Below are 22,888 nucleotides of genomic sequence, written 5' to 3' on the forward strand. Positions count from 1 at the left end.
TTTATAATTATTATATGAAAGTAAAAAAATTAATTATTCCTGCTGCTGGATGAGGAACAAGATTCTTGCCTTTAACTAAAACGGTTCATAAAGAATTGGTTCCAATTTTGAATAAGCCAGCAATTGATTATTTAGTTGAAGAAGCAATTGATTCAGGAATTGAAGAAATTTGACTAATCATTTCTCCCAGAAAAGAACAACTTCTTGAATATTTTAGAGTTTATTATGATTTAGAAGAAGAATTAAGACAAAAAAATAAAGACGAACTACTAAACTTGCTTCAAAAAACAAATTTTGATAAATCTTCAAAAATAAAAATTGGGACAATTTATCAAGATGAACAACTCGGTCTAGGACATGCTATTTCATTAATTTCTAGAAAAATTAAAAACGAGCCATTTGCTGTTATCTTGGGAGATGATTTAATATATAGCCCCAATAAACCAGCAATTAAACAATTAATTGATGAATTCAACAAAAAACAAGCGTCAATATTAGGTGTTACATCAGTTCCTTGAGAAAATGTAAATAAATACGGAATTGTTGTCCCAAAAAATCTAGAAGAAAAAAATGAAAAAGTTTTTGAAATTGCTAGTGCTGTGGAAAAACCAGATGTTAAAAATGCCCCTTCTAACAAAGCAATTATTGGTAGATATGTTTTTACACCAGAAATTGTAACATTATTAAAGCAAACATTGCCTGGCGTGGGCGGTGAAATTCAGCTAGTAGATGCCTTTCCTGAACTAATGAAAACTCAGAAAATATTTGCTTTTGAATTAGAAGGAACTAGATATGATTTAGGTTCTATTGAAGGATTTGTGAAAGCAAATATTGACTATGCACTTAATGATTTAAAAATTAAGCAATCAATAATTGAACACATAAAAGAAAAAAAACTTTAACTTTTATATCTAAATTTTATGAAATTTAGATATTTTTTATTTTTTAAAAAAAGTATTTATAATATTAAATATGAAAAAAGAAACTTTTTTATTACTCGGCGGAGCCGGTTATATTGGGAATATATTTGCTTTAAAATTAATTGATGAAAATCAGAATGTAATTATTGTTGATAATCTTTCGACTGGCAATAAAGATTTTATCCATCCAAATGTTAAATTTTATAATTTAGATCATAATAATTTAAATGATTTGGAATTAGTTTTTAAAGAAAATAAAATTAATACTGTTGCATTATTTTCTGCATTAATAAAAGTTGGCGAATCCGTTCAAAAACCAATCGAATATTATAAAAATAATTTAAATGGAACAATTAATGTTTTACAATTAATGGATAAATATAAAGTTAATAAATTAATTTTCTCTTCATCAGCTGCAGTTTACGGCCAAGGTGAAGGACAAAAAATTAATGAAGATGCAATTAAAATCCCTATTAATCCATACGGAAAATCTAAATTGATGTGTGAACAAATAATTCAAGATTATGCTAAAACAAATCCTTTATTTAAATACGGAATTTTAAGATATTTTAATGTTGCAGGTGCCGACCGTTTATTAAGAAGTGGATTGTATTCTAAAACAAATCAATATTCACTTTTAATTCCAGTAATTTCAAATGCTATTTTAAATAATGAAAAAATAGTTATTTTTGGAAACGATTACAAAACCAGTGACAAAACATGTGTTCGTGATTATATTCATGTAAGCGATTTAGCAAATGCTCATTATTTATTAAATTATTATTTGGATAATAATCCAAGCGATGTATTTAATGCAGGAGCAAATTCAGTTCACTCTAATTTAGAAATTATTAAACAATTTGAAAAAATTTTAAATAAAAAAATTGATTTTCAGTACGGTCCAAGAAGAGCAGGGGATCCTGATTTTTTAGCAGCTAACACTAAAAAAATTCAAGAAAAACTGAATTTTTACCCTAAATACTCACTAGAAGATATGATTAAAGACGATTTAAATTGAAGAAAAAAAATAAATAAATAAGTTGTTTTACTTTAAACACATTAAATAGACAAAAAATATACTAAATTTCAAAAAATAAATTGAAAAATATTTAATAATTTTATCTATACTTTATTCAAGGAAAAAATATGAAAATAATCATTTTTACTTGCCATTTTTATCCATCTATCGGAGGGACAGAAATTGCAGTTGCTAATTTGGCTAAATCACTAATTAATTTAGGTCATCAAGTGAAGATATTTACACCAAAAATTTCAGATACCGAAACTTACCAAAATTTCCCTTTTGAAGTTTTTAATGTAAAAACAAATGTTTTGTTTAAAAATTCTTTTGTGTCAAAAAAAATAACTAAAAAACTAAAAAACGAAATAAAAAAATTTGATCCAGATATAATCAATGTTCATGGCTCGATATTTTCTACTAGATTAGCACAAAATGTTTCAAAAAAATTCAACATCCCTTTAGTTATTACACAACACACTAAAAATTATTTTCATTTTTTGGAACTAGTAAAAAAACCATGATTGGCATCTTTTTTATATAAAATTGAAATAAAAATTTTAAATAAGAGCAATAATTTTACATTCGTTTCAAAATCTATGAAAGAAGAAATGAAAAAATTTAATTTTAAACATAAAGCAAAAATAATTAGAAACGGCTTAAATATCGAAAAATTAAATGATAAACAGATAGAAGAATTGAAATTGAGATTTAAAAAAGAAAATAATATTGAAGATGAAAACATAAAAATTCTTTCTTTTTTAGGTAGAATACATAAATATAAAAATATTGAGTTTATTTTTAATGTTTTAAAAATTTTAAAAAATAAAAAATTTAATTTCCGTTTTATACTGGCAGGAGGCGGACCGGATTTCGATTATTTTAAGAATCTAGCAATTAAATTAGAAATCGATAATTTAATCATATACACCGGAGTTGTTGAAAATCAAGAATTGAAAAAAGAAATTTTAGCTGCAAGTGATTTATTCGTTTTTCCTTCTATTTTTGATAACGATCCTCTGGTTGTTGGAGAAGCCGCATCATTTAAAGTTCCTGCAATAACATTAGAAAACACCGGCCCTTCAGAAAGATTTGTTGATAATAAAACTGGCTTTATTGCTAAAAATGATCCAGAATTATTTGCTAATAAAATAATTGAAATATTTAGCGATCTAAAAACATATAATAATGTAAAAGAAAATTGTTATAAAGTTTTTGAATCTTGAGATGAAGAAACTCAAAAATATGTAGATTTTTTTCAAAAGATAATTAACGAAAATAAAAGTTAGTAATTTTTTTAAATACAAATAAAAAAATCCCTTTCATTTTGAGGGATTTTTCTGTCTTAATTAGATATTTTTTAAATAGTTGTATAATTTAATAATAAAAAAATAAAAGAAAGCATTATTATGAACAAAATTTCACTACTTATACCTTGTTTTAATAAACAAGAATTTTATCCTAAACTTTTTAAATGTTTAAAAAATCAAATTGATAAAAATTTTGATGTTATTTTTTTAAATGATAAATCTACTGATAATACACAATTTATGCTAGAAAAATTTCAAGAAGAAAATCATAAATTATTTAATATTGAAATTATTTCACTTGATCAGAATGGTGGATTAGCTAATGCTAGAAACATATTAATTGAACAATGTAAAACTGATTATTTTTATTTTTTAGATCCTGATGACCAAATTTATAATTATACAATCGAGGAATTTAATAAGGCAATAAAAGAAAATAACTATCAAATTATTTATGCTAAAAATATTTTAGTTTTAAATAATATTAGAGTTTTTAATTTTTTAAGAAAAATTGATTTTAGTAGTAATAAAACTAAAGAAGATCCGGTGATTTTTTTAGAAAAAGAATCTTATTTTATTTGAAATAAAGCAATTAATAAAAGATGATTTTTAGAGCAAAATTTGCCTTTTAAAAAAGGATATATTTTTGAAGATTTTGCTGTAACAATTAATTTATTTTATCGCGCAACTAAAACTAAATATATTAATAAAAATACTTATAAATACGATTTAAATTTCAAGGGTTTATCTAAAAAACAAAGCCCAAATCGAATTATGGGTATTGCTCATAATTTAGATTATCTTTATAGTGAATTAAAATTATCACAAAATTATCATGAGTGAGAAAAAATTGAAAAATTCTTTTTTAAAAATATTTTCATTCATTTATTTTTCTCTTCTAATTGAAATGTGATTAAAAAAAATAAAAAACTATTTGAAAAACCAATGTGCGAATTGTTTAAAACTTTTAAAAGACATAATATTGATGAAAAACTAAAAAGATATCAAAGTTTTTTTTCACTTTTATTTAAAAATGCTATAACAAATTATCAAAAAGCAAAACAACTGTTTTCCAAATGCAATATTTAAAGGTCTTTATTAATAATGAACAATGAAAAAATAAATAAAATTAAAGACATTTGAATGAGCGATCCAGAAAGAGAAAAAAATATCGCTATCAAGCCTTCTCATCGAATAATTTACAAAAATAAAACAGAAGAAATAATAGTAAAATGATTCGGATTGTGGATTTTTTTATCTTTGATTCTCGTTATATTATTTTTTATAGCAGCTATTGCATTTAGTATAGTAAATAAACGATCTGAATTTGAATTAAATACAAGTATTTCGATGTTTATTTTAGCGATTTTACTATGATGTGGAGCTCTATCTGCTGTATTTGGACTTTTTCTAAAACATCAAAAAATAGAAGAAAAAGCTAAAAGAATCTATGAATTTAAAATTACAGAAGAAAAAATTCTTGAAGTTTTTAATGAACTAGATAAAAATGATATTTGTTATAAAAAAATCGTCTTTTTAAAAGATGAAAGTTTAAGATTTAATAATCATATTCCAGAAAATTTAAAAAGCGATTATTTTTGGATTGAAATTTTAACCAAAAATAATTTAAAGATTTATTTTGGAAATAATAAAGACAAACAAAAAAATGATATTTTTATAAAAGAAAAGGAAATAATTAATATTAGTAATAAGATAAATATATTAGACATTCATTTAGTAACATTTTTTGAAGTTGATACAATCTGAGAAAAAATATCGATTGAATTGAGTGAAATCATCGAAAGAATTTGTATAAATTTTTATAAACTTAACAATTTAATTATTGAAGGCTCTAACTATGACTAAAGATAAAAAAATAAAACAAATTAGTAAAAATTTTCAAGAAATCTATATTACTAATTTAGATGAAAATTCAACATTTTTTGAAGACAATTTTGACAAATTTCCATTTTTAGAAACAAAAAGGGCAAAATTTTTTAAAAAAGTTAAATTAGGTAGGAGAGAATTAGTTATTTTTTCCTTAATTTATACTTTTTATTGAGTTTTTACTCCTTTGTTTATTTATAACGAATCTAAGGAGCTAAAAATAACTTGAATTATTTTATCATCTGTATTTTCTTTTTTGTATTTAGTTTTTTTCATTTTACTAATATCTAAAAAAATATTTGTTTTCAGTTCAAAAAGAGTTGTCAATTTAAAAGTTAATTTAGTTATGCTAAATAATTATTTATCTTTAATTGAAGATAAAAATATCAATATTAAAAGATTTAATATTGTTTCTAAAACGGAAATTATTGAAAAATATTTTGATGATAGCCAGCTAAAAAGCGACTTTTATCTAGAAATAAAAACAACAAGCGATCAATCTATTTTTTGAAATTGTTATGATAAAAATAATAGTAATTGAATGTTTTATTTTGAGGACAATAAAAAAATAATTACTTACTATTTAAAAGAAGAAATTGATATTTTTAATTACAAAATTACTTCTCACTTTTTAAATATCTATTATTTACTAGTTGAAAATTTTATTGAAAAATTAAAAATTTTAACTAAAGAAATTAATTAGTTAAAAAAGCAGATTTTACATTTGCTTTTTTAATTTAACAAATATTTAATTAAAAAAAATAAATTTTATTGTTGTATTTTATAATATTAATAAAAGGAATTAAAAATGAATAAAGAAGAAATCCATAGCATTATCAATTTTTGATTATCCAATGATAATAAGCAAGAAAATATAGTTTTAAAAAAACAATGGTATTTTGAAAACAAAAACCATGAAAAAATGTCTTATTGATCTCATTTTTTGTTGATAATTTCTTTGTTTTTATTCATTATATTTGCTATATTATCCCTTTCATTAACTTTTACAGATTTTGTTTTTGATTATAATATAAAAATGTTTATTTTAGCGATGCTTTTTTGGCTTTCTTCCTTTTTTATTTTATGTGCCATCATTTTATTTCAATATATAAAAGAAAATCCAGGAGAAAAGGTTTGAGAATATAAAATTTCAAAGATTTTTTTCTTAGATGTTTTTAATAAAATAAATAAAAATGATATTTGTTACAAAGAAATTGAATTTATAAATTCTGATAGTTTAAATTTTACTAATATTCTTTCTAAAAAAATGCAAACAAGTTATAGCTGAGTTAAAATACTAACTAAAAATATGAGAATTTTTTATATAGGAATGCCATTAAACGATGAAAATAATAACATTTTTATTAAAAACAATCAAATATATGAAACAGAGCAAAATATAGATTTGCTAAACATAAATTTAAAATCTTTAAGCATAAGCGAATCTGTATGAAATATTTTTTCGCTTTTTGAAATTGTTGAAAGAATATGTGTGAGAATTTATAAAATAAACGATTTAATTATAGAAGCGGAAAATTATGAAAAAAGATAAAAAAATAAAAATGATAGCCGGTAGTTATGATTTTATTCATTCAACAAATTTAGATGACAAATTTATGTTTTTATATAATTCATTTAAAGATAGTGAATTTGTTGAAACAAAAAGTTTAACATTTTTTAAAAAAATAAAATTTAATTGAAAGCATTTTATTCTCTTTTCTTTGATTTTTAGTTTCTATTGAGTTTTTACTCCTTTGTTTTATTTAAACAATTTAAAAGAATTAAAAATAATTTGAATTATTTTATCTAGTGTCATTTCTTTTTTATATTCAGTTTTTTTAATACTATCAATATCTAAACAAGTATTTTACTTAAGAGCAAAAAGAATTATCAAATTGAAAGTTAATTTGGTTGCACTTAATCATTTTTTATCTTTGATCGAAGATAAAAATATTAATATTAAAAGATTTAATATTGTTTCTAAAACGGAAATTATTAAAAAATATTTTGATAATGACCAGTTAAAAAGTAATTTTTATCTAGAAATAAAAACAACAAATGATCAATCTATTTTTTGAAATTGTTATGATAAAAATAATAGTACTTTAATGTTTTATTTTGAAAATAACAAAATGATTGGTCATCATTTAAAAGAAAAGGTTGATATTTTTAATTATCGAATTATTACTCATTATTTTATAGGGAGCATTGTTTGATATTTAATGGTGAAAGAATTTATTGAAAAATTAAAAATTTTAACTAAAGAAATTAATTAAAAAAACAAAAACAGATTTTACATTTGCTTTTGTTTTTTTACTTTATTTTGAATTTATTAAGAAAGTTGTCTATGTATTTACCATTAAATATATAATAATCATCATAGTATCAATTCACTAATTTTTTTAATTCTTCAAAAACTACATCAATTAACTTTCTTGAATATTTCATTTTTTTTGCATTATTAATAAATTCTGCTCGATCTATAATATTTAAATCTTTATTTGGATAAACCTTGATATCCAAATCATAATCTATATATTTAATAGTATTTTCTTCTGCAAAATAAGGTGATGCTAAATTAATATAAATGTAATGACGATTATTTTTTATTGTTATTAAAGCATTAAAAAAATGTTTTTTATGAAAAAATCAAATAGTATTATCTCTAATTGTTCATCTATGCTTGCTTTTTTCCATTACTTTAGTTTTTCTATCTAAATACACAACCACATGATCTTCGTTATCTTCTAAAATTCTTACTCCACTTCATTGACGATAAAGTTTACCATTATATTTATATGCTTGAACATTGAGAAATTTATTTAGCGCTACATTCATATTTATTCCTTTTGATTAATTTTTTTATCTTTAAAATTTATAAAATTATAATTATCTAAATTTTTAAAAAAGCTTCTAAAAGAAGAGGGATAATAATTGTCATTAAACTTGTCTGAAAAATTATTAATTTCTTTTAATTCATTCTCTTCTATTTTACCATTATTATTATAGTCAGTTCACAATTTAGGTAAATAATTTTTATCAATTAATTCTATGTCTAAAAATTCGCTTGAATAATAACTATAATACTTTTGATCATTAAAAAACTTAAATTGATCAAAAGTATTATAAATAATAGGAATTTTAATTAAGTTGGATTCTTTTTTATTTTTAAAAACTAGTGCATTAACTTTCTGATTGTCTAAATATCCGATAAATTTAACTAAATTGAAATTTCGTGAATTAATAACTTGATTTAAATTGTTCAATTTTGTTTGATCATCAATAAAAATTCCACTAATATTTTTGCCATAATTCATTGCTTTTAAAAAAATATTTGCAAATTTTTTTACATTTTCATTATTAGATAAATCATTATTATCAAATAAAACATAAGGAGCATAAATTTTTTCAATAACAACCTTTTTATCTTTCTTTTTAACGTCCGCAACTCTTAATCATTCTCTTAAAAAAGTATCACTATTCAGTGACAAATTATTTTCTTTTTCTTTATAAAAATACTTAAATGCTTCTCTAGCAATGAATTCTTCATAATTATAATAGTAATTCACATCCTCGATTACTATCGATGGATCTGTGTTTTTTGGGAAAAAGGAAGTATTTTCAAAATTGAAATCTAACTTATTTTTTTCCTTATTAACTTTATCTAAAATCTCTTTCAAAGTCAATTTATTAAATAAATGATTTTCATTAATTATATCCGATACTTTTTCATAGTCCATTTTTGTATCTGTTTTTAATAACTTATTAATATTGTCAATAAAAAAATCATTATATATTTTTCCTTTAACTTTAAAATTATTTCCATAATTGGAAAAATAAACAGAATCTAAAAAATGAATATATTCATGAAAAATTAGTTGATACAATAACTCAATTCGATCGTCTTCATTATCAATATTTTCGTAAAATTCACTATTTATAAAAATTTCTTGTGTGTTAGAAGAAAAAAAACCAGTTAATTTTCTATCATCTTGGAATAATTTTATTTGCTTGTTTATATTTATTTGTTTTAAAAACATTATTTCAGGACCAAAAAATAAATTATCTTGAATTCTTTTTGTTAATCTTTTCAAGCCAATTTCAGAAATATAAAAAGCTGATTTATTTTCATAAAGAGAGATTTTTAAATATTGATCTTTATTTGAGTTTTCTACAAAATTTACAATTGCTTTCTGTTCCTGTTGTTGATGATTACAGGAGACAAAAAAGCTAAAATTTGTTGCTAGTGAAAAAAAACTCAGATATTTTAACAAAATTTGCTTATATTTTTTCATAATCTAAATAATTATATTATTTATACTTTTAAAAAAAATAAATTTTAGTATTATTTTTATTATGAGATTAAGAAATATACCTAATGCTAAAGAAAAGCTTTTAGAAAGTGAATATTTAATTAAAAACTTTCCTATTGAAATTAATGAAAATACAGTTTTGGAAATGGGAATGGGTAAGGGTGAGATGCTTGTAGAACTCGCGAATAAAAATCCTCATATAATGTATATTGGAATTGAAAAATATCCAACAGTCGCACTAAAATCAATGAAAAAAGCAGAAAAATTAAAACTTAAAAATTTTAAAATTATTAATCAAGATATTATTAAATTACCAGATTTAATTAATGGCAAAACTAATTTGATTTGATTAACCTTTTCTGACCCATGACCTAAAAAAAGACATGCAAAAAGAAGGTTAACTCATAAAATATTTTTAGACATTTATAAAAGTTTGCTTTCAGAAAATGGAATTTTAAAATTTAAAACAGATAATGATTTTCTTTTTCAATACTCAATTGAATCACTTAATGAATATGGAGCTAAAATAATTAATTCAACCAATGATTTTCATAATAGCAATTTATCTGAAGGAAATGTAATGACGGGTTATGAAAAAAAATGATCTGAAAATGGCAAAAAAATCAATTATCTAGAGGTTAAATTTTAAGCTGATGTTTTTTATGCATATAAGTTTTTTATAGAATTTCAATGTTTTACTATTTTTTCCTAAAATTTACTATTACATGCTGAAAATACTGATTATTTTTGTATTAAAAACTAATTTAAATTTATCTTAAAATTTAAAAAATTGACTGAAGAAAAAATATCAGTCAATTTATTTTATTTTCTTATAAAAGTAGCATTTATTTTATAAAAATCAGTATGTCAATTTTAAATTACTTTTTATCTTTATATTTTTTAATATCATCTTCGTGGAAAGATTTTAACATTTTAATGTCTTCTTTAATTTCCTTAATATCATGGCTGTGTTCTGCTAAAACAACCTTTATTTCTTTAATATCTTGGCTGTGTTCTTGCAAAATTCTACTGTGGTCTGCTAGAACCACTTTAATGTCTTTGATATCAGAAGAATTTTCATTAGTTTGTTTTTGAACATCCAAAAGCACATTTTGCATATTAAAAACTAAATTATATAAAGATTTAAGTGTGATTTTTTTCTCACTAGTTTCTTGCATTTTTATTTTTTCTCCTTCCATTATAATTCTACACTTTTTTTCGTCTTTAAAATCTATTTTACATTGATGTTTTTCATATTGCTTAATTATTTTATTGCTTCTTTTAATGAAACTAAAGTCTTATTATCTTTCATATATACCTCCACATATATATATCGGTTTTTTGTCATTTTTGTCAAAAAACGGAAAAATTTGGGAAAAACAGGCGATTTTTCCTAAAAAATTGACTATTAAATGCTGAAAAATATTGATTATTTTTGTATTAAAAACTAATTTAAATTTACCACAAATTATTTAAAAGATATTTGTTAATTATTAAATATTTTCAAAATAAAAAACAACAAAAAAATCATTAAAATAAATGAATTCATTTGTTGTTTTATTTAAATTTAAATTTATTTTAAATATTTACTTTAAGAAAAATTTGCTCCTAATATCGTTTTAAGTTTAACTAAATATTCATCAAATGTTTCCTTTTCCCGTTTATTGGATCTATTTGAATAAGCAATTATAGTTTCCTCAATTCCACTTCTAAAAGCAGCTAGTCTAGAATCGGATGGATCTTCATAAATTGCAAAATTTTCTCCGTTTTGTGGATTAGATATATTTTTAAATATTTCATTAAGCATTTGATTGTTAGGATTAATATTAAAATAATTTTCATTTATCATTTCTTTAGTTGGAACAATATAACCGGAAGCATTTGCAAAAAATTCTAGTGCAGTTATATTGTGAAAATTTATAACATTATTATTTTGATTAAGTTCTCAATTCTGTTTTTCACTAACAAATCACTTTATAAAATTTAAAGTTGCATAATTTTCTTTTTCATTAGAATGAACACCCATTAAAGAAGGTCCTTGCAAAGTGATTATTTTGTTATAATAATCTATATTTTCTTTATTTAAATAATAGGGTGCCATAATAACTGTTATTTCATTTTCTTGTAAAGTTTGTCCACTTGTTATTATTTTTATTTTTACACCGTTTTTGGTTTCGTTATCATTAATAATTTGATTCTTATCAATTGTATAAACATTATAATTTCCTAATTTTACAGGATTTAAAACAATTTTTTTATCAAAAAACAGTTTATTTAAATTGCTAAATTCATCATTAGTAGAAATATATGCAACACTTTCATTTTCCTTAGCACTTTCATAATTTGAAAGCGATTGTACTATTTTTAAAAACTCTTGCGATGATTCAATAGCATATTTAGAAGTTTTTAAATTAGCATCATTGGAATTGTAATAAATATAGTTATATGTAGAATTAGAAACTAAATATTTTGCAATAATTCCTTTTTTAATTTCATCTTTAGTCGGTTTTAATAAAGCGAAGGTTTTTTTCCCAAAATCAATTTCACTATTTATATTTTTGTTTAAATTTTTATCAAATACTGATAAGGCAAATTTATAAGTATCATTATTTTTTGTAAAATAATTTGAATACCCCGATGAAGAGCCCATAGCGAATAAAAGTTTATGATTTTTTAATAAATTCGAAGAGAAGTTTCTACCGGATTTAATAAACAAAGTTCCTTGATTTATTAAATTAGCAATTTTATTAAAATTTCTTTCGAAAATTGCATTTTTTTCAGTTCCTTTTGTTAAAAGTGCTGAATAATCAACCAGATCTTTCTTGTGATCAATACCTAATAAAAATTCATCTCAATTTCCATTAACTTCTGCAAATGACATTTGAAATAGTAAATTAGCAACTGAATCAACACCAAAAATTTTTTCATTTAAATTAGTAAACGATTTTTTTATTCGTGAAATTAAATCAAAAAAGTCATCATAATTTTCTAGTGCTTGTTTGGAAAATTCATATCCTGCTAATCCGCCATCTTCAAATTTAATTGGCGTATATGGACCTCAAATTTTCTTAACTTCCTCTTGATCATAAAAACCCTTTTGCAAAATGGTTTCAAAAAATGATAAATCTTCCTTTTTAATAGTAGCAAAATTAGGTGTTTCAATTGCGCTTTTTATTATATAAGCAAATACTGAATCGTTGATTGTAATAACTTGCGAAGAACGACTTGTAGGAATTGCTCATAATGAATTTTCCATTTTTCTTTTAGCAACACCAACTATTTGATTATTGATAGTTAAAAATTGACTTGAAATTTTACTATTAACAATTTCTTTAATTGTCAAATCTCTTTCTTTTTCATTAACTCCATTTAAATCTAATTGCATGTCGTATTTTGCTAACATCGATACAACTGTAGGATAATTAAATACTAAATTATACAAATTATCTTTTGCTTTAATTGGTAATTTAGTATTTAAATCATCAGCAAGACCTTGATATCCACCCTGGATGGAAAATAAATCAATTGGTAAAAAACGATTATCTCATTTGTCGATAACTTCTTTTTTTACATTTCATTTTTTAATTATTTCTTTTAATGCTAATGTCTGTCCGCTTTCAGCGGGAAAAGAATTGGCGATTTTAAGAACGCCATCATCACTTTGATCAAATTTTGTATCACCGCAAGAAATAAAAGTTGCTAATGGTAAAAATGAAAAAAGTGCTGAATTTAAAATTTTAGTTTTTTTCATAATAATCCTTGTTCTATATTGTAATAAAATAAATTAAAAATCAGATTTTTTAAAAAAAATCTGATAATTTATTTATTTTTTAGTTATTTTTTTCAAATTATTCATATAAGGAACTAAAACCTCGGGAATATCAATTGAACCATCTTCATTTTGATATTGTTCTAAAATAGCCGCAAAAACTCTGTCAATTGCTATTCCAGAACCGTTAATTGTATGAGCATATTCATTTGAATTGCTCTGATTTTTATATCTTATCATTGCACGGCGAGCTTGAAAATCTCCAAAATAAGAAATTGATGAAACTTCACGATATCTTTGTTCCGAAGGTAATCATAATTCTAAATCAATTGTTTTTCTTGAAGAAAAACCTAAATCACCAGATGATAAAAGTAATTTACGATAGGGAATTTTGAGTTTTTCTAAAATGCTAGAAGCATCGTTAACTGTTTTTTCAAATTCTTTCAGTGCTTGTTCTTTATTTGTGATTTTAACAAGTTCAACTTTATGAAACTCATGCGATCTAATTAATCCTTTTGTATCTTTTCCGCCGCTACCAGATTCGGATCTATAACATTTAGTATAACCTACATATTTTTTAGCGTTAGTAAGATCTAAAATTTCATCATTATGATAATTAGTTAAAGTTACTTCTGCTGTAGGAATCATTCATAAATCATTATTTTCTATTCTATATAAATCTTCTGAAAATTTAGGTAATTGTCCAGTTCCATAAAGCATTTTAGACATTACCATTGTTGGAGTAACCATTTCAATATAATCATTTTGTGAATGAACATCTAACATAAATGATACTAATGCTCTAATTAATTTTGCTCCTTCGTTTTTAAAAATTGCAAATCTTGAACCGGACATTTTTACTGCTCTAGTAAAATCTAAAATATCTAATTCAACCCCAATTTCATAATGCGGCTTTAGCGCCTTTACAGTTCCTCTGCCCAACTTATCGTTAGTTTCTATTACAACATTATCATTTTCATCTACACCAAATGGCACATCATCTAAAGGTAAATTTGGAATGGTCATTAAAATCTCGTCAATTTCTTTATTTGTTGAATCTGTTTTTAAAGTCATTATTTCTATTTCATCTTTAATTATTTGAACTTCTTTTTTAAGATTGGTAGGATCTTTTTTCTCTCTAACAAATTTACCAATTAATGCTGATTTTTCGTTTCTCTGATTTTCCAAAACTTGTAATGCAGACATTAGTTCACTTCGTTGTTTACCTAATTCTTCTATTTTATCAATAACTGAAGTGTCAAAATTTCTTTTTTTCAATCCTTCTACGACCGCATTTTTATTATTTAATATGTATTTAATATTTAACATAATTAAAATTATAACCGAACTAATAAAAATAAATATTAAAAAATTATTAAAAAAGATATAATAGAAAAATGAAAACAGTTGAAGGCAAAATTAAAAAAATTCTTTTCGCTAGTGATAAAAGTGACTTTTTTATTTTTTTATTTGAAGATTTACAAAAAAATATTTATAAAATTAAATCAGTTGAAAAAATTATTTTAAATAATAGATATTTAATTGAAATTCAAGAAAGTAAAAATGAAAAATACCCCGATACTTGAGAATTAAATAAAATTCAACCAATTGCTCCTTCTGAAAAATCAGAAGTAATAAATTATTTTTCTTCTTCAGTATTTAAAGGAATTGGTAAGAAAGTAGCAGAAGACATTTATGACAAATTAGGTGATAATGCTGTTTTATTTTTAAAGAAAAAACCGAACGAAATTTTCAATGTTGGCATTTCAAAGAAAAAAGCTCAAACTATTTTTGACATTTTAACTACTCAAGATTTAGAAACTGAAATTTTAGATTTTTTTAATGTTAATAAGTTATCTAAAAGTTTTTATAAAAAATTAAAAAATAATTTTCTTTTATCTCAAATGTGAAATGAATTAAAAGAAAATCCTTATTCATTATTGAATTTTGATGACAATATTTTTTTGTTTGAAGAAGTTGATGAATTCGCTTTAGCATTGGGGTTTTCACACGATAATTTAAAAAGACTAAAGTATTTAATTTTAAATGCTTTTTTAAAATACTTTGAAGATTCTGGAAACACTTATATAAATAGTAATATTAAAATTATTTTTAATTATGTTAAAAGAACCTTTCCTATAACTGATGAATATTTTAAAGAAATTGTTAAAATGTGTATTAATGAAAAATTTCTTTTTTATAATCCGATAAATAAATCTTTAACACTAAAAAATATTTTAAAACAAGAATTATTTATTTATGAAAAACTTGATGATATTTTCAAAAAAGAAAATTCTAATTTTAAATTTACATTGAATATCCCAAATTACTTGGATGATATTCAAGAAAGTGCTATTAAAACTGCCTTAAATCAAAATTTAACTATTATTACAGGCGGTCCAGGAACTGGTAAAACGGAATTATTAAAGCATATTTGAAATAATCTTAAAAATAAATATGAAAAAAGTAAAATCGCAGTTTTAGCCCCGACTGGTCGAGCTGCATTTAGAATAACAGAAAAATCTTTTGCTAATGCTAAAACCATTCACTCTTTTTTAGAAGCTGAAAAAGAGGAAAATGTTTTTGTTTTCAAAAAAGAAAGCACAAAAAACATTAATGTTTTAATTATAGATGAATTTTCTATGATTAATACCAGTGTTTTTTATTCACTATTAAAGGGAATAAAAATTAATGAATTAGAAAAAATTATTTTAATTGGCGATAATGATCAACTTCCTGCAATAGGCTATGGTAATTTACTATCGGATTTTATCAATAGTGGCTATTTTAATGTTATAAAACTAGAAAATAACTATCGCCAAAAAGATAAAATGCAAATTATTAACGATGCTCAAAAAGCAAATTTAGGTATTTTGCCAGATTTTAATAGTTATGAATCTGATTTTATAGAAATTACTGAAGAAAATTTTGTATCAGTATTTGAAAACGAGATGGACAATTATTTAAAACTTTATAAAATTGAAAATATCACCATTATTGCTCCTTTTTATAAAGGAATAGCAGGAATTGATAATGTTAATTTAATAGTTCAATCTAAAATTTTTAACAACAATCAAGATTTTTTTATAATAAAAAATCAAAAATTCTTCATAAATGATAAAGTTATTCAAAACGAAAATGATTCTGAATTAAATGTTTTTAATGGAGAAATTGGAATAATTGAGGATGTAGCCATATATAAAGAAGAAATTAAATTCATTATTGTTAAATTTGCTAATGATAAAAAAATTAAATATACAAAGAAACAGTTTGAAAAATATATCACTTTAGCTTATTGTATTTCTGTTCATAAATTTCAAGGATCAGAATCTCCTGTAATTATTATGTTGATTTTCAATAACTACAAAAGTTTTTTAACAAGAAAATTAATTTACACAGGTATGACTAGAGCACAAGAGTTTTTAAAATTGATCGGAGAAAAAGAGGTGCTAGAATTTGCTCTAAAAAATATTGACATTGAAAGAAATACTAATTTAAGACATTTATTTAAAAAATAAACTTAATTTTTTATATAATTTATAATTATGAAATTAATTGTTGGATTAGGAAATCCTGGAGATGAATATAAAAATACAAAGCATAATGTGGGTTTTTGGGTAATAGACAAAATTGCCCAAGAATTAAAATTAAATTTGGATAAGCAAAAATTTAATGGTATTTTTGCAAAAGCTGATGATTATATTTTAGCTAAACCATTAACATATATGAATAATTCAGGGTTGTTTGTGCAAAAAATAGCACATTTTTTTAAAATAAGTAATGATGATATTTTAATCATTTATGATGATATGGACTTTTCTATCGGTCAAGCAGCAATTAAAAATAACGGTTCAGCTGCTGGGCACAACGGAATGAAAGATATTATTGAGCAGTTAGGGACAGAACAAATTAAAAGATTAAAAATTGGAATTTCAAGACCTTTAAATAAGGAAAATAAAAATTATGTTTTAACTCCCTTTAATAATGAAGAACAAAAAATAATAGAAAAAGTTGTTGAAACAGCTGCTGATGCAGCTATTCAATTTTTATCAAATGATATTAGAATAATTGTTGAAAGATTTAATGCTAAAAATAAAAAAAGAAAAGATTCTTTTAGCAGTTAGCGGTGGGCCCGATTCAATGTTTATGCTTAACAAATTTAAAAAGTATAACGTTGTAGTTGCTCATATAAATTATAATAAAAGAATTGACAGCAATAAAGATCAAATAATAGTTGAACAATATTGTAAAAAATATCAGATTCCTTTTTTTACTTTAAATGTTAATAAACAAAATTATCCACTAACTGGAAATTTTCAAGATATTGCCCGAAAAATAAGATACGATTTTTTTAAACAAATTTATCAACAAGAAAATTGCTCAGTTTTGTTTATCGCTCACAATAAAGATGATTTTATTGAAAGTGCTATTATGCAAAAAAAACAAAATAAAATCGTAAATTATTGAGGAATTAAAACTAACAATAAAATATTTTCAATGAATATTAAAAGACCATTAATTAACAAATTATGAAAAAAACAAATTGAAAATAAATTGAAAAAAAAACAAATAGAATATGCAATCGATTCTTCTAATAATCAAAACATTTATCAAAGAAACAAAATAAGATTGGAACTAAAAAATAAATATTTATTTAAGTTTTTTTTATTTTATAAATACAAAATGTTTAATTTTTTTCTTCATTTAAAAAATTTAAAAAAAAATTGAGTTTATAAAAGGTGGAAAAATAAAAATTATGATGCCTCTTTTTTATTAAAAAAACAGAATAATTTTCATTATTTAATTTATAAAATGATCAATGAAAATTATTATAATATTAACTTAACTAAAGGTAAAATTGAGTCCATTTTTAATTTTATTATTTCAAAAAATAGAACTAGTAGTTATAAAATAAAGGATAATATTTTTTTATTAAAAATAAAAAATAAATTAGTTTTTAAATCAGCTGAAAATTCTTTTAATAATAAAAAACAAAACAACGCAATTTAAATAATTGTTGTTTTGTTTTTTATTATTAATCATTAAAATTATTAATTAAATCAATTCTAAAATCTTTTTAGCAATCGCATCGCTATTAAAGTGACCAATTGCTTCAACAGAAACAGCTTTAGCTTCTGGAGTTGCGTTTCCCATTGCAAATCCGAATTTAGCATTTTCAATCATCATAACATCATTTCCCGAATCACCAAATGTAACTAAATTTTCAGTTGTTAAATTCAATTCTTCTAATGCTGTTAAAATACCATAAAATTTATCAGTTTTTGCAGGGTTAACATCAAAATAAACTCTGTTTGTTACTAAGCATGTTGCATTATCTTTAAAAATATTTCTATATTTTTCTGCTAAAGCTTTAACTTTATCTTCAGAATTTCTTAAAGCTAGTTGTGTTATTTTTTCACCATTTTTTTCAATAGCATCATATATTTCTTGTTCACTTTTAAATCCTTGAGCACTATAATCCATTAACTCTTGTTCATTTAATCAAGAAAAATCGTCGCCTTCTTTTTTATAAGGATAAACTTTTTTCTCAGTACTTAAAGTGAAAAAAGAATGTGTTCTTTTAGCTTCTTCTATTAAAGTATATAAATATTCTTTAGGTAAATAAGATTTAATTAAAGTTTTTTTGTTTTTAACATCGTATACAACGGTACCGTTATTACAAATTAAAAAGTCAAAATTAGCAAATTGATCTAAGAAAATGGATGTTGATGCTACTCCTCTTCCAGTAGCAATAGCTAAATAATGTCCTTTTTCTTTAGCTTTATTTAAAGCATCAATTGTTTCTAAATGAAATTTGCTTTCTGAATTTAATAAAGTACCATCGAGATCGAATGCAAATAATTTTTTCATTATTTCTCCTTATTTTTCAAATGTGGAAATAGTAATACTTCTCTAATGGATTCTTTGCCTGTTAAAAGCATTACTAATCTGTCAATTCCTATACCACAACCACCTGCTGGAGGCATTCCGTATTCTAATGCTTCAATAAAGTCCATATCGATTTCGCTTGCTTCATCATTTCCTGATTTTTTCTCTTCTAATTGAGATTCGAATCTAGCAAGTTGATCAATTGGATCATTTAATTCACTAAACATATTTGCATACTCTTTTTTATTAATAAATAATTCTGCACGATCTGTAAATCTTTTATCTTTTTCATTTTGCCTTGCAAGCGGCGAAATTTCAATTGGGTGTCCATAAACAAAAGTTGGCTGAATTAAAGTTTCTTCAACAAATAATTCAAACAATTCATTTATTAAATGTCCAGAAGTATAGTAATTTTCAATTTTAATTTTATTATCAATTGCAATTTTTTTAATTTCTTCGAATGTAGCATTTTTTAAATTAATTCCAACATATTTAGATGTTTCATCAACCATGTCAATTTTTTTAAATGGTGCTTTTAAAGAAATTTTATTGCCTCCATAAACAATTTCCTCACGATTTAATTTTTTTGCTAAAGCAGAAATTAAATCTTCAGTTCTTTTCATCATTCCGTCTAAATCTGAATATGCCTCATAAAATTCTATTGAAGTAAATTCAGGATTATGTGTAGTATCTACACCTTCGTTTCTAAAAATTCTTCCAATTTCATACACTCTATCAAAACCACCTACTAAAAGTTTTTTTAGCGGTAATTCAGTTGCGATTCTTAAATAAAAATCCATATTTAGTGCATTATAGAATGTTGTAAAAGGTTTAGCGCTTGCTCCCCCTAAAATTGGATGCAATACAGGAGTATCGGCCTCTAAATATTTTAAATCATCAAAATATTTTCTAACATAAGAAATAATTTTACTTCTTGTTCAAAAAATTTCTTTTGCTTCTTCATTAATTATTAAATCAACATAACGATGACGATATTTCTCTTCAACATCAGCTAACCCATGATATTTTTCAGGAAGTGGTTTAAGCGACTTTGTTAATAGTTTTATTTCTTTTGCTTTAACAGAAATTTCTCCTGTATTAGTTTTCATTACAATGCCTTTAACTTGAATAATATCACCAATATCAAAAGTTTCTACTAATTGCGCTAATTCAGAATTTTCTTTTTTGTTAAAATAAACTTGTAATTTACCGTTTTCATCTTTTAAAATAATAAAAGGACCTCTAAAAGTCATTATTCTACCAACTATAGAACTTTCAAAATTCAATTCATGAAGGTCATTTTTAGAATAATTATAATATTTAACTATTAAAGATGTTGAATTATCAATAATTTTATCAGCTTGAGAAAAAGGATTAATATTTAATTCTTTATATTTTTTTAATTTTTCTCTTCTGACCAATTCTTGTTCATTAAATTTTCTTTCCATATTATCTCCTTATTTTGAATAATAATTTTATATTTAATTTAGATGCCTAAAAAAATACCTAAATAATTATAAATATTTTTTTAAAAAAAGCAACAAATTATTAAATGTTTTTCACAAAAAAAGTACCTATATAAAATAGGTACTAATAAAATATTTAAAATTTATTTTGGATTTGTTTATTTTTCTTTATTATCACTATTATTTAAATCATCTTGCGATTGTTTATCTTTTAAATCTGTTTCGTTTTCCTTATTAGAAACACTTTCAATTAGCTCATCTAAATCTAAATCTTTTGATTTCTTTTCGCTAACTTCATCACGAACTGGTAATTTCATATTTTTTGCAATATATTCAATTTCTTCAGCAACAATTGTTTCATTTTCAAGAAGAGAATCTTTTATTAATTCTAGCAATTCTTTATTTGAATTAATAATTTCTACTGCTTTTTCATAAGCTTCAGAAATTATTTTTCTTACTTCTAAATCAATTTCATGTCCAACTTGATGCGAAAATGACATATTTTTAGCATAATCTCTTCCTAAAAAAGGATTTGCTGAATTTTCTTCGTATTGAATAGGACCTAAAGATGACATTCCAAACTCAGTAACCATTCTTCTAGCAATTTTTGTAGCTTTTTCAATATCGTTTGCAGCACCTGTTGAAATTTCAGGTGCGCCATACATAATTTCTTCAGCTGCTCTACCACCCATAAATGATGCTATTGTTGCGAGCAACTCAGATTTTGTTGCATTATATTTTTCATTTTCAGGCAACATAAGATTGTATCCACCAGCATTACCTCTTGGAATTATAGTAATTTTTTGAACTTTATTTCCACCAGGTAATTTAATACCGACAACAGCATGTCCTGCTTCGTGGTAAGCAACCATTGTTCTTTCTTGCTCTGTAATTGTTCTGTGTTTTTTAGCAGGTCCGCTCATTACTCTATCAATAGCTTCATCAATTTGAGTAGCTGTAATTACTTTTGTATTTTCTCTAACTGATAAAATTGATGCTTCATTAATAACATTTTCTAATTGCGCACCAGAAAATCCTGGAGTTCTTTTAGCAATGTTTTTAAAATCGATTGTTCCATCTACACGTTTTCCGCGAGCATGTAATTTTAAAATTTCTTCTCTTTCTTTGATATCTGGATAATTAACAGTAATTGTTCTATCAAAACGCCCAGGTCTTTGTAAAGCAGGATCTAAAACATCTGTTCTGTTAGTTGCTGCAATAACTAGTATTCCGCTATTATCGGTCATTCCATCCATTTCAACTAATAATTGGTTAAGTGTTTGCTCTCTTTCGTCATTTCCTCCACCAATACCTGAACCTCTTGAACGACCAACAGCATCTAATTCATCGATAAAAATTATCGCCGGCGCTTCTTTTCTTGCTTCTTTAAACAATTCTCTTACTCTTTTAGCACCCATACCAACATACAATTCAACAAAGTTAGATGCAGAAATAAAGAAAAATGGAACATTTGCTTCACCGGCTGTTGCTTTTGCTAATAAAGTTTTACCAGTTCCTGGAGGACCACCTAATAAAATCCCTTTAGGAATTCTAGCGCCTGCTGCTTCGTATTTTCCTGGATTTTTTAAATAATCAACAAGTTCCATAACCTCTTCTTTAACCTCTTTGTTACCGGCGATGTCACTAAATCTTTTATCTGACATCACTTTAACAGCTTGGCTATTATTTTGTGGACCAAAAAATCCACCCATTCCACCTCAACTGCTTCCTTTCAACATTTTGTAATAAAATACAATAAGTAAAATAGGTAATGCAAATGAAAACAAAAGAGGAATAAAGCTTAAAATTTGTTGTCATAATGAAGGTTTGAATTTTCCTTCATTTATAAATCCTAAACTTTCACCAGTTTTTTTCAATTCTGTAACTAAATTGCTTGCTTCGTTATATTTCATTGCGGCATTAATTTGTTCAGTAACAGAACCGTTTAATTGTCTTGCAATTGTAGGACTTATATTAACAATATATTCATTATGAACAAAAATTCCAGCATTATTAATTTCGGGTATTTTATACTTTAAAATTCAAGAATTTTCATCCATATAAACCGATGAAAAGAATTTATCATCGTCGGCTTTAGCTGAAAATTCATTTAATTTCGCATAAAATTGATCTATTGTTGCATAAGCAGGTTTTGGCTGCATTATTTTTCATACAGCTCAACCAACAATAACTGCCAAAATAATTATTAAAACAAGATTTATTGTTTTATTTTTGAAAAATTTCATTTATTTCCTTTCTTTTTTTTAAAATAATATTATTAATTATATAATGTTTTTTTAATTTTTATTGCTTTTT

At 23.4% G+C, this 22,888-nt stretch carries 20 protein-coding genes; 12 read left to right on the forward strand and 8 right to left on the reverse strand.

The annotated features are described in order from the left end of the window. Positions 1–14 precede the first annotated feature (14 nt). The 8 genes from QEG99_RS04040 to QEG99_RS04075 all read left to right on the forward strand — a co-directional run bounded on the left by QEG99_RS04040 (position 15) and on the right by QEG99_RS04075 (position 7,411). The gene (locus tag QEG99_RS04040; protein ID WP_280101907.1) at positions 15–902 is read left to right on the forward strand and encodes a UTP--glucose-1-phosphate uridylyltransferase; all 888 of its coding nucleotides are present in this window, start codon (positions 15–17) and stop codon (positions 900–902) included. 70 nt (positions 903–972) lie between these two features. Further along, a complete protein-coding gene (galE, locus tag QEG99_RS04045) occupies positions 973–1,959 on the forward strand; it encodes a UDP-glucose 4-epimerase GalE (RefSeq protein ID WP_280101908.1) in 987 nt (328 codons plus the stop codon). Between the two features lie 107 nt (positions 1,960–2,066). Next, the gene (locus QEG99_RS04050; RefSeq protein WP_280101909.1) at positions 2,067–3,227 is read left to right on the forward strand and encodes a glycosyltransferase; all 1,161 of its coding nucleotides are present in this window, start codon (positions 2,067–2,069) and stop codon (positions 3,225–3,227) included. Between the two features lie 120 nt (positions 3,228–3,347). Then, the gene (locus QEG99_RS04055) at positions 3,348–4,337 is read left to right on the forward strand and encodes a glycosyltransferase family 2 protein (protein WP_280101910.1); all 990 of its coding nucleotides are present in this window, start codon (positions 3,348–3,350) and stop codon (positions 4,335–4,337) included. 15 nt (positions 4,338–4,352) lie between these two features. Continuing rightward, positions 4,353–5,114, forward strand: a complete 762-nt coding sequence (locus tag QEG99_RS04060; protein WP_280101911.1) for a hypothetical protein — start codon at positions 4,353–4,355, stop codon at positions 5,112–5,114. Continuing rightward, positions 5,107–5,838 (forward strand): hypothetical protein, encoded by a 732-nt coding sequence (locus tag QEG99_RS04065; protein ID WP_280101912.1) that lies wholly within the window; start codon positions 5,107–5,109, stop codon positions 5,836–5,838. Before QEG99_RS04060 ends, QEG99_RS04065 begins: the two co-directional genes overlap by 8 nt. 105 nt (positions 5,839–5,943) lie before the next feature. Then, on the forward strand, positions 5,944–6,687 hold the full coding sequence (locus QEG99_RS04070; RefSeq protein WP_280101913.1) for a hypothetical protein: 744 nt from the start codon (positions 5,944–5,946) through the stop codon (positions 6,685–6,687). After that, complete coding sequence (locus QEG99_RS04075) at positions 6,674–7,411, forward strand: hypothetical protein (protein ID WP_280101914.1); 738 nt, start codon at positions 6,674–6,676, stop codon at positions 7,409–7,411. The genes QEG99_RS04070 and QEG99_RS04075 overlap by 14 nt, the downstream gene beginning before the upstream one ends. A gap of 37 nt (positions 7,412–7,448) precedes the next feature. Here the strand turns inward: QEG99_RS04075 and QEG99_RS04080 are convergent, their stop codons facing one another. Both QEG99_RS04080 and QEG99_RS04085 read right to left on the reverse strand, forming a co-directional pair. Beyond that, positions 7,449–7,973, reverse strand: a complete 525-nt coding sequence (locus QEG99_RS04080) for a DUF402 domain-containing protein (RefSeq protein WP_280101915.1) — start codon at positions 7,971–7,973, stop codon at positions 7,449–7,451. A 2-nt stretch (positions 7,974–7,975) separates the two neighbouring features. Beyond that, positions 7,976–9,430 (reverse strand): hypothetical protein, encoded by a 1,455-nt coding sequence (locus tag QEG99_RS04085; RefSeq protein ID WP_280101916.1) that lies wholly within the window; start codon positions 9,428–9,430, stop codon positions 7,976–7,978. Between the two features lie 61 nt (positions 9,431–9,491). Here QEG99_RS04085 and trmB point away from each other — a divergent pair, with 61 nt between their 5' ends. Next, positions 9,492–10,097 (forward strand): tRNA (guanosine(46)-N7)-methyltransferase TrmB, encoded by a 606-nt coding sequence (gene trmB / locus QEG99_RS04090; RefSeq protein ID WP_280101917.1) that lies wholly within the window; start codon positions 9,492–9,494, stop codon positions 10,095–10,097. 229 nt (positions 10,098–10,326) lie between these two features. Here the strand turns inward: trmB and QEG99_RS04095 are convergent, their stop codons facing one another. The 3 genes from QEG99_RS04095 to serS all read right to left on the reverse strand — a co-directional run bounded on the left by QEG99_RS04095 (position 10,327) and on the right by serS (position 14,546). After that, positions 10,327–10,626, reverse strand: coding sequence for a hypothetical protein (locus QEG99_RS04095; protein ID WP_280101918.1), 300 nt, complete (start codon positions 10,624–10,626; stop codon positions 10,327–10,329). 413 nt (positions 10,627–11,039) lie between these two features. Further along, the gene (locus QEG99_RS04100; protein ID WP_280101919.1) at positions 11,040–13,199 is read right to left on the reverse strand and encodes a P68 family surface lipoprotein; all 2,160 of its coding nucleotides are present in this window, start codon (positions 13,197–13,199) and stop codon (positions 11,040–11,042) included. A 72-nt stretch (positions 13,200–13,271) separates the two neighbouring features. Further along, a complete protein-coding gene (gene serS, locus QEG99_RS04105; RefSeq protein ID WP_280101920.1) occupies positions 13,272–14,546 on the reverse strand; it encodes a serine--tRNA ligase in 1,275 nt (424 codons plus the stop codon). 68 nt (positions 14,547–14,614) lie between these two features. On the opposite strand from serS, the gene QEG99_RS04110 reads away from it, so the two are divergent. The 3 genes from QEG99_RS04110 to tilS are packed head-to-tail and all read left to right on the forward strand — an operon-like array spanning position 14,615 to position 18,227. Next, a complete protein-coding gene (locus tag QEG99_RS04110) occupies positions 14,615–16,735 on the forward strand; it encodes an AAA family ATPase (RefSeq protein WP_280101921.1) in 2,121 nt (706 codons plus the stop codon). 27 nt (positions 16,736–16,762) lie between these two features. After that, positions 16,763–17,341: an aminoacyl-tRNA hydrolase gene (gene pth / locus QEG99_RS04115; protein ID WP_280101922.1), complete on the forward strand. Its 579-nt coding sequence runs from the start codon at positions 16,763–16,765 to the stop codon at positions 17,339–17,341. Further along, a complete protein-coding gene (gene tilS, locus QEG99_RS04120; RefSeq protein ID WP_280101923.1) occupies positions 17,301–18,227 on the forward strand; it encodes a tRNA lysidine(34) synthetase TilS in 927 nt (308 codons plus the stop codon). Before pth ends, tilS begins: the two co-directional genes overlap by 41 nt. Before the next feature lie 45 nt (positions 18,228–18,272). On the opposite strand, the gene QEG99_RS04125 is transcribed toward tilS, so the two are convergent. The 3 genes from QEG99_RS04125 to ftsH form a co-directional block, all read right to left on the reverse strand. After that, positions 18,273–19,088, reverse strand: a complete 816-nt coding sequence (locus QEG99_RS04125) for an HAD family hydrolase (protein WP_280101924.1) — start codon at positions 19,086–19,088, stop codon at positions 18,273–18,275. Further along, a complete protein-coding gene (lysS, locus tag QEG99_RS04130; RefSeq protein ID WP_280101925.1) occupies positions 19,088–20,554 on the reverse strand; it encodes a lysine--tRNA ligase in 1,467 nt (488 codons plus the stop codon). Before lysS ends, QEG99_RS04125 begins: the two co-directional genes overlap by 1 nt. Positions 20,555–20,730: 176 nt before the next feature. Further along, positions 20,731–22,818 (reverse strand): ATP-dependent zinc metalloprotease FtsH, encoded by a 2,088-nt coding sequence (ftsH, locus tag QEG99_RS04135; protein ID WP_280101926.1) that lies wholly within the window; start codon positions 22,816–22,818, stop codon positions 20,731–20,733. Positions 22,819–22,888 lie beyond the last annotated feature (70 nt).

The organism is Mesomycoplasma lagogenitalium (genome assembly GCF_029854295.1).
GTDB classification, from domain to species: Bacteria; Bacillota_I; Bacilli_A; order Mycoplasmatales; family Metamycoplasmataceae; genus Mesomycoplasma_A; species Mesomycoplasma_A lagogenitalium.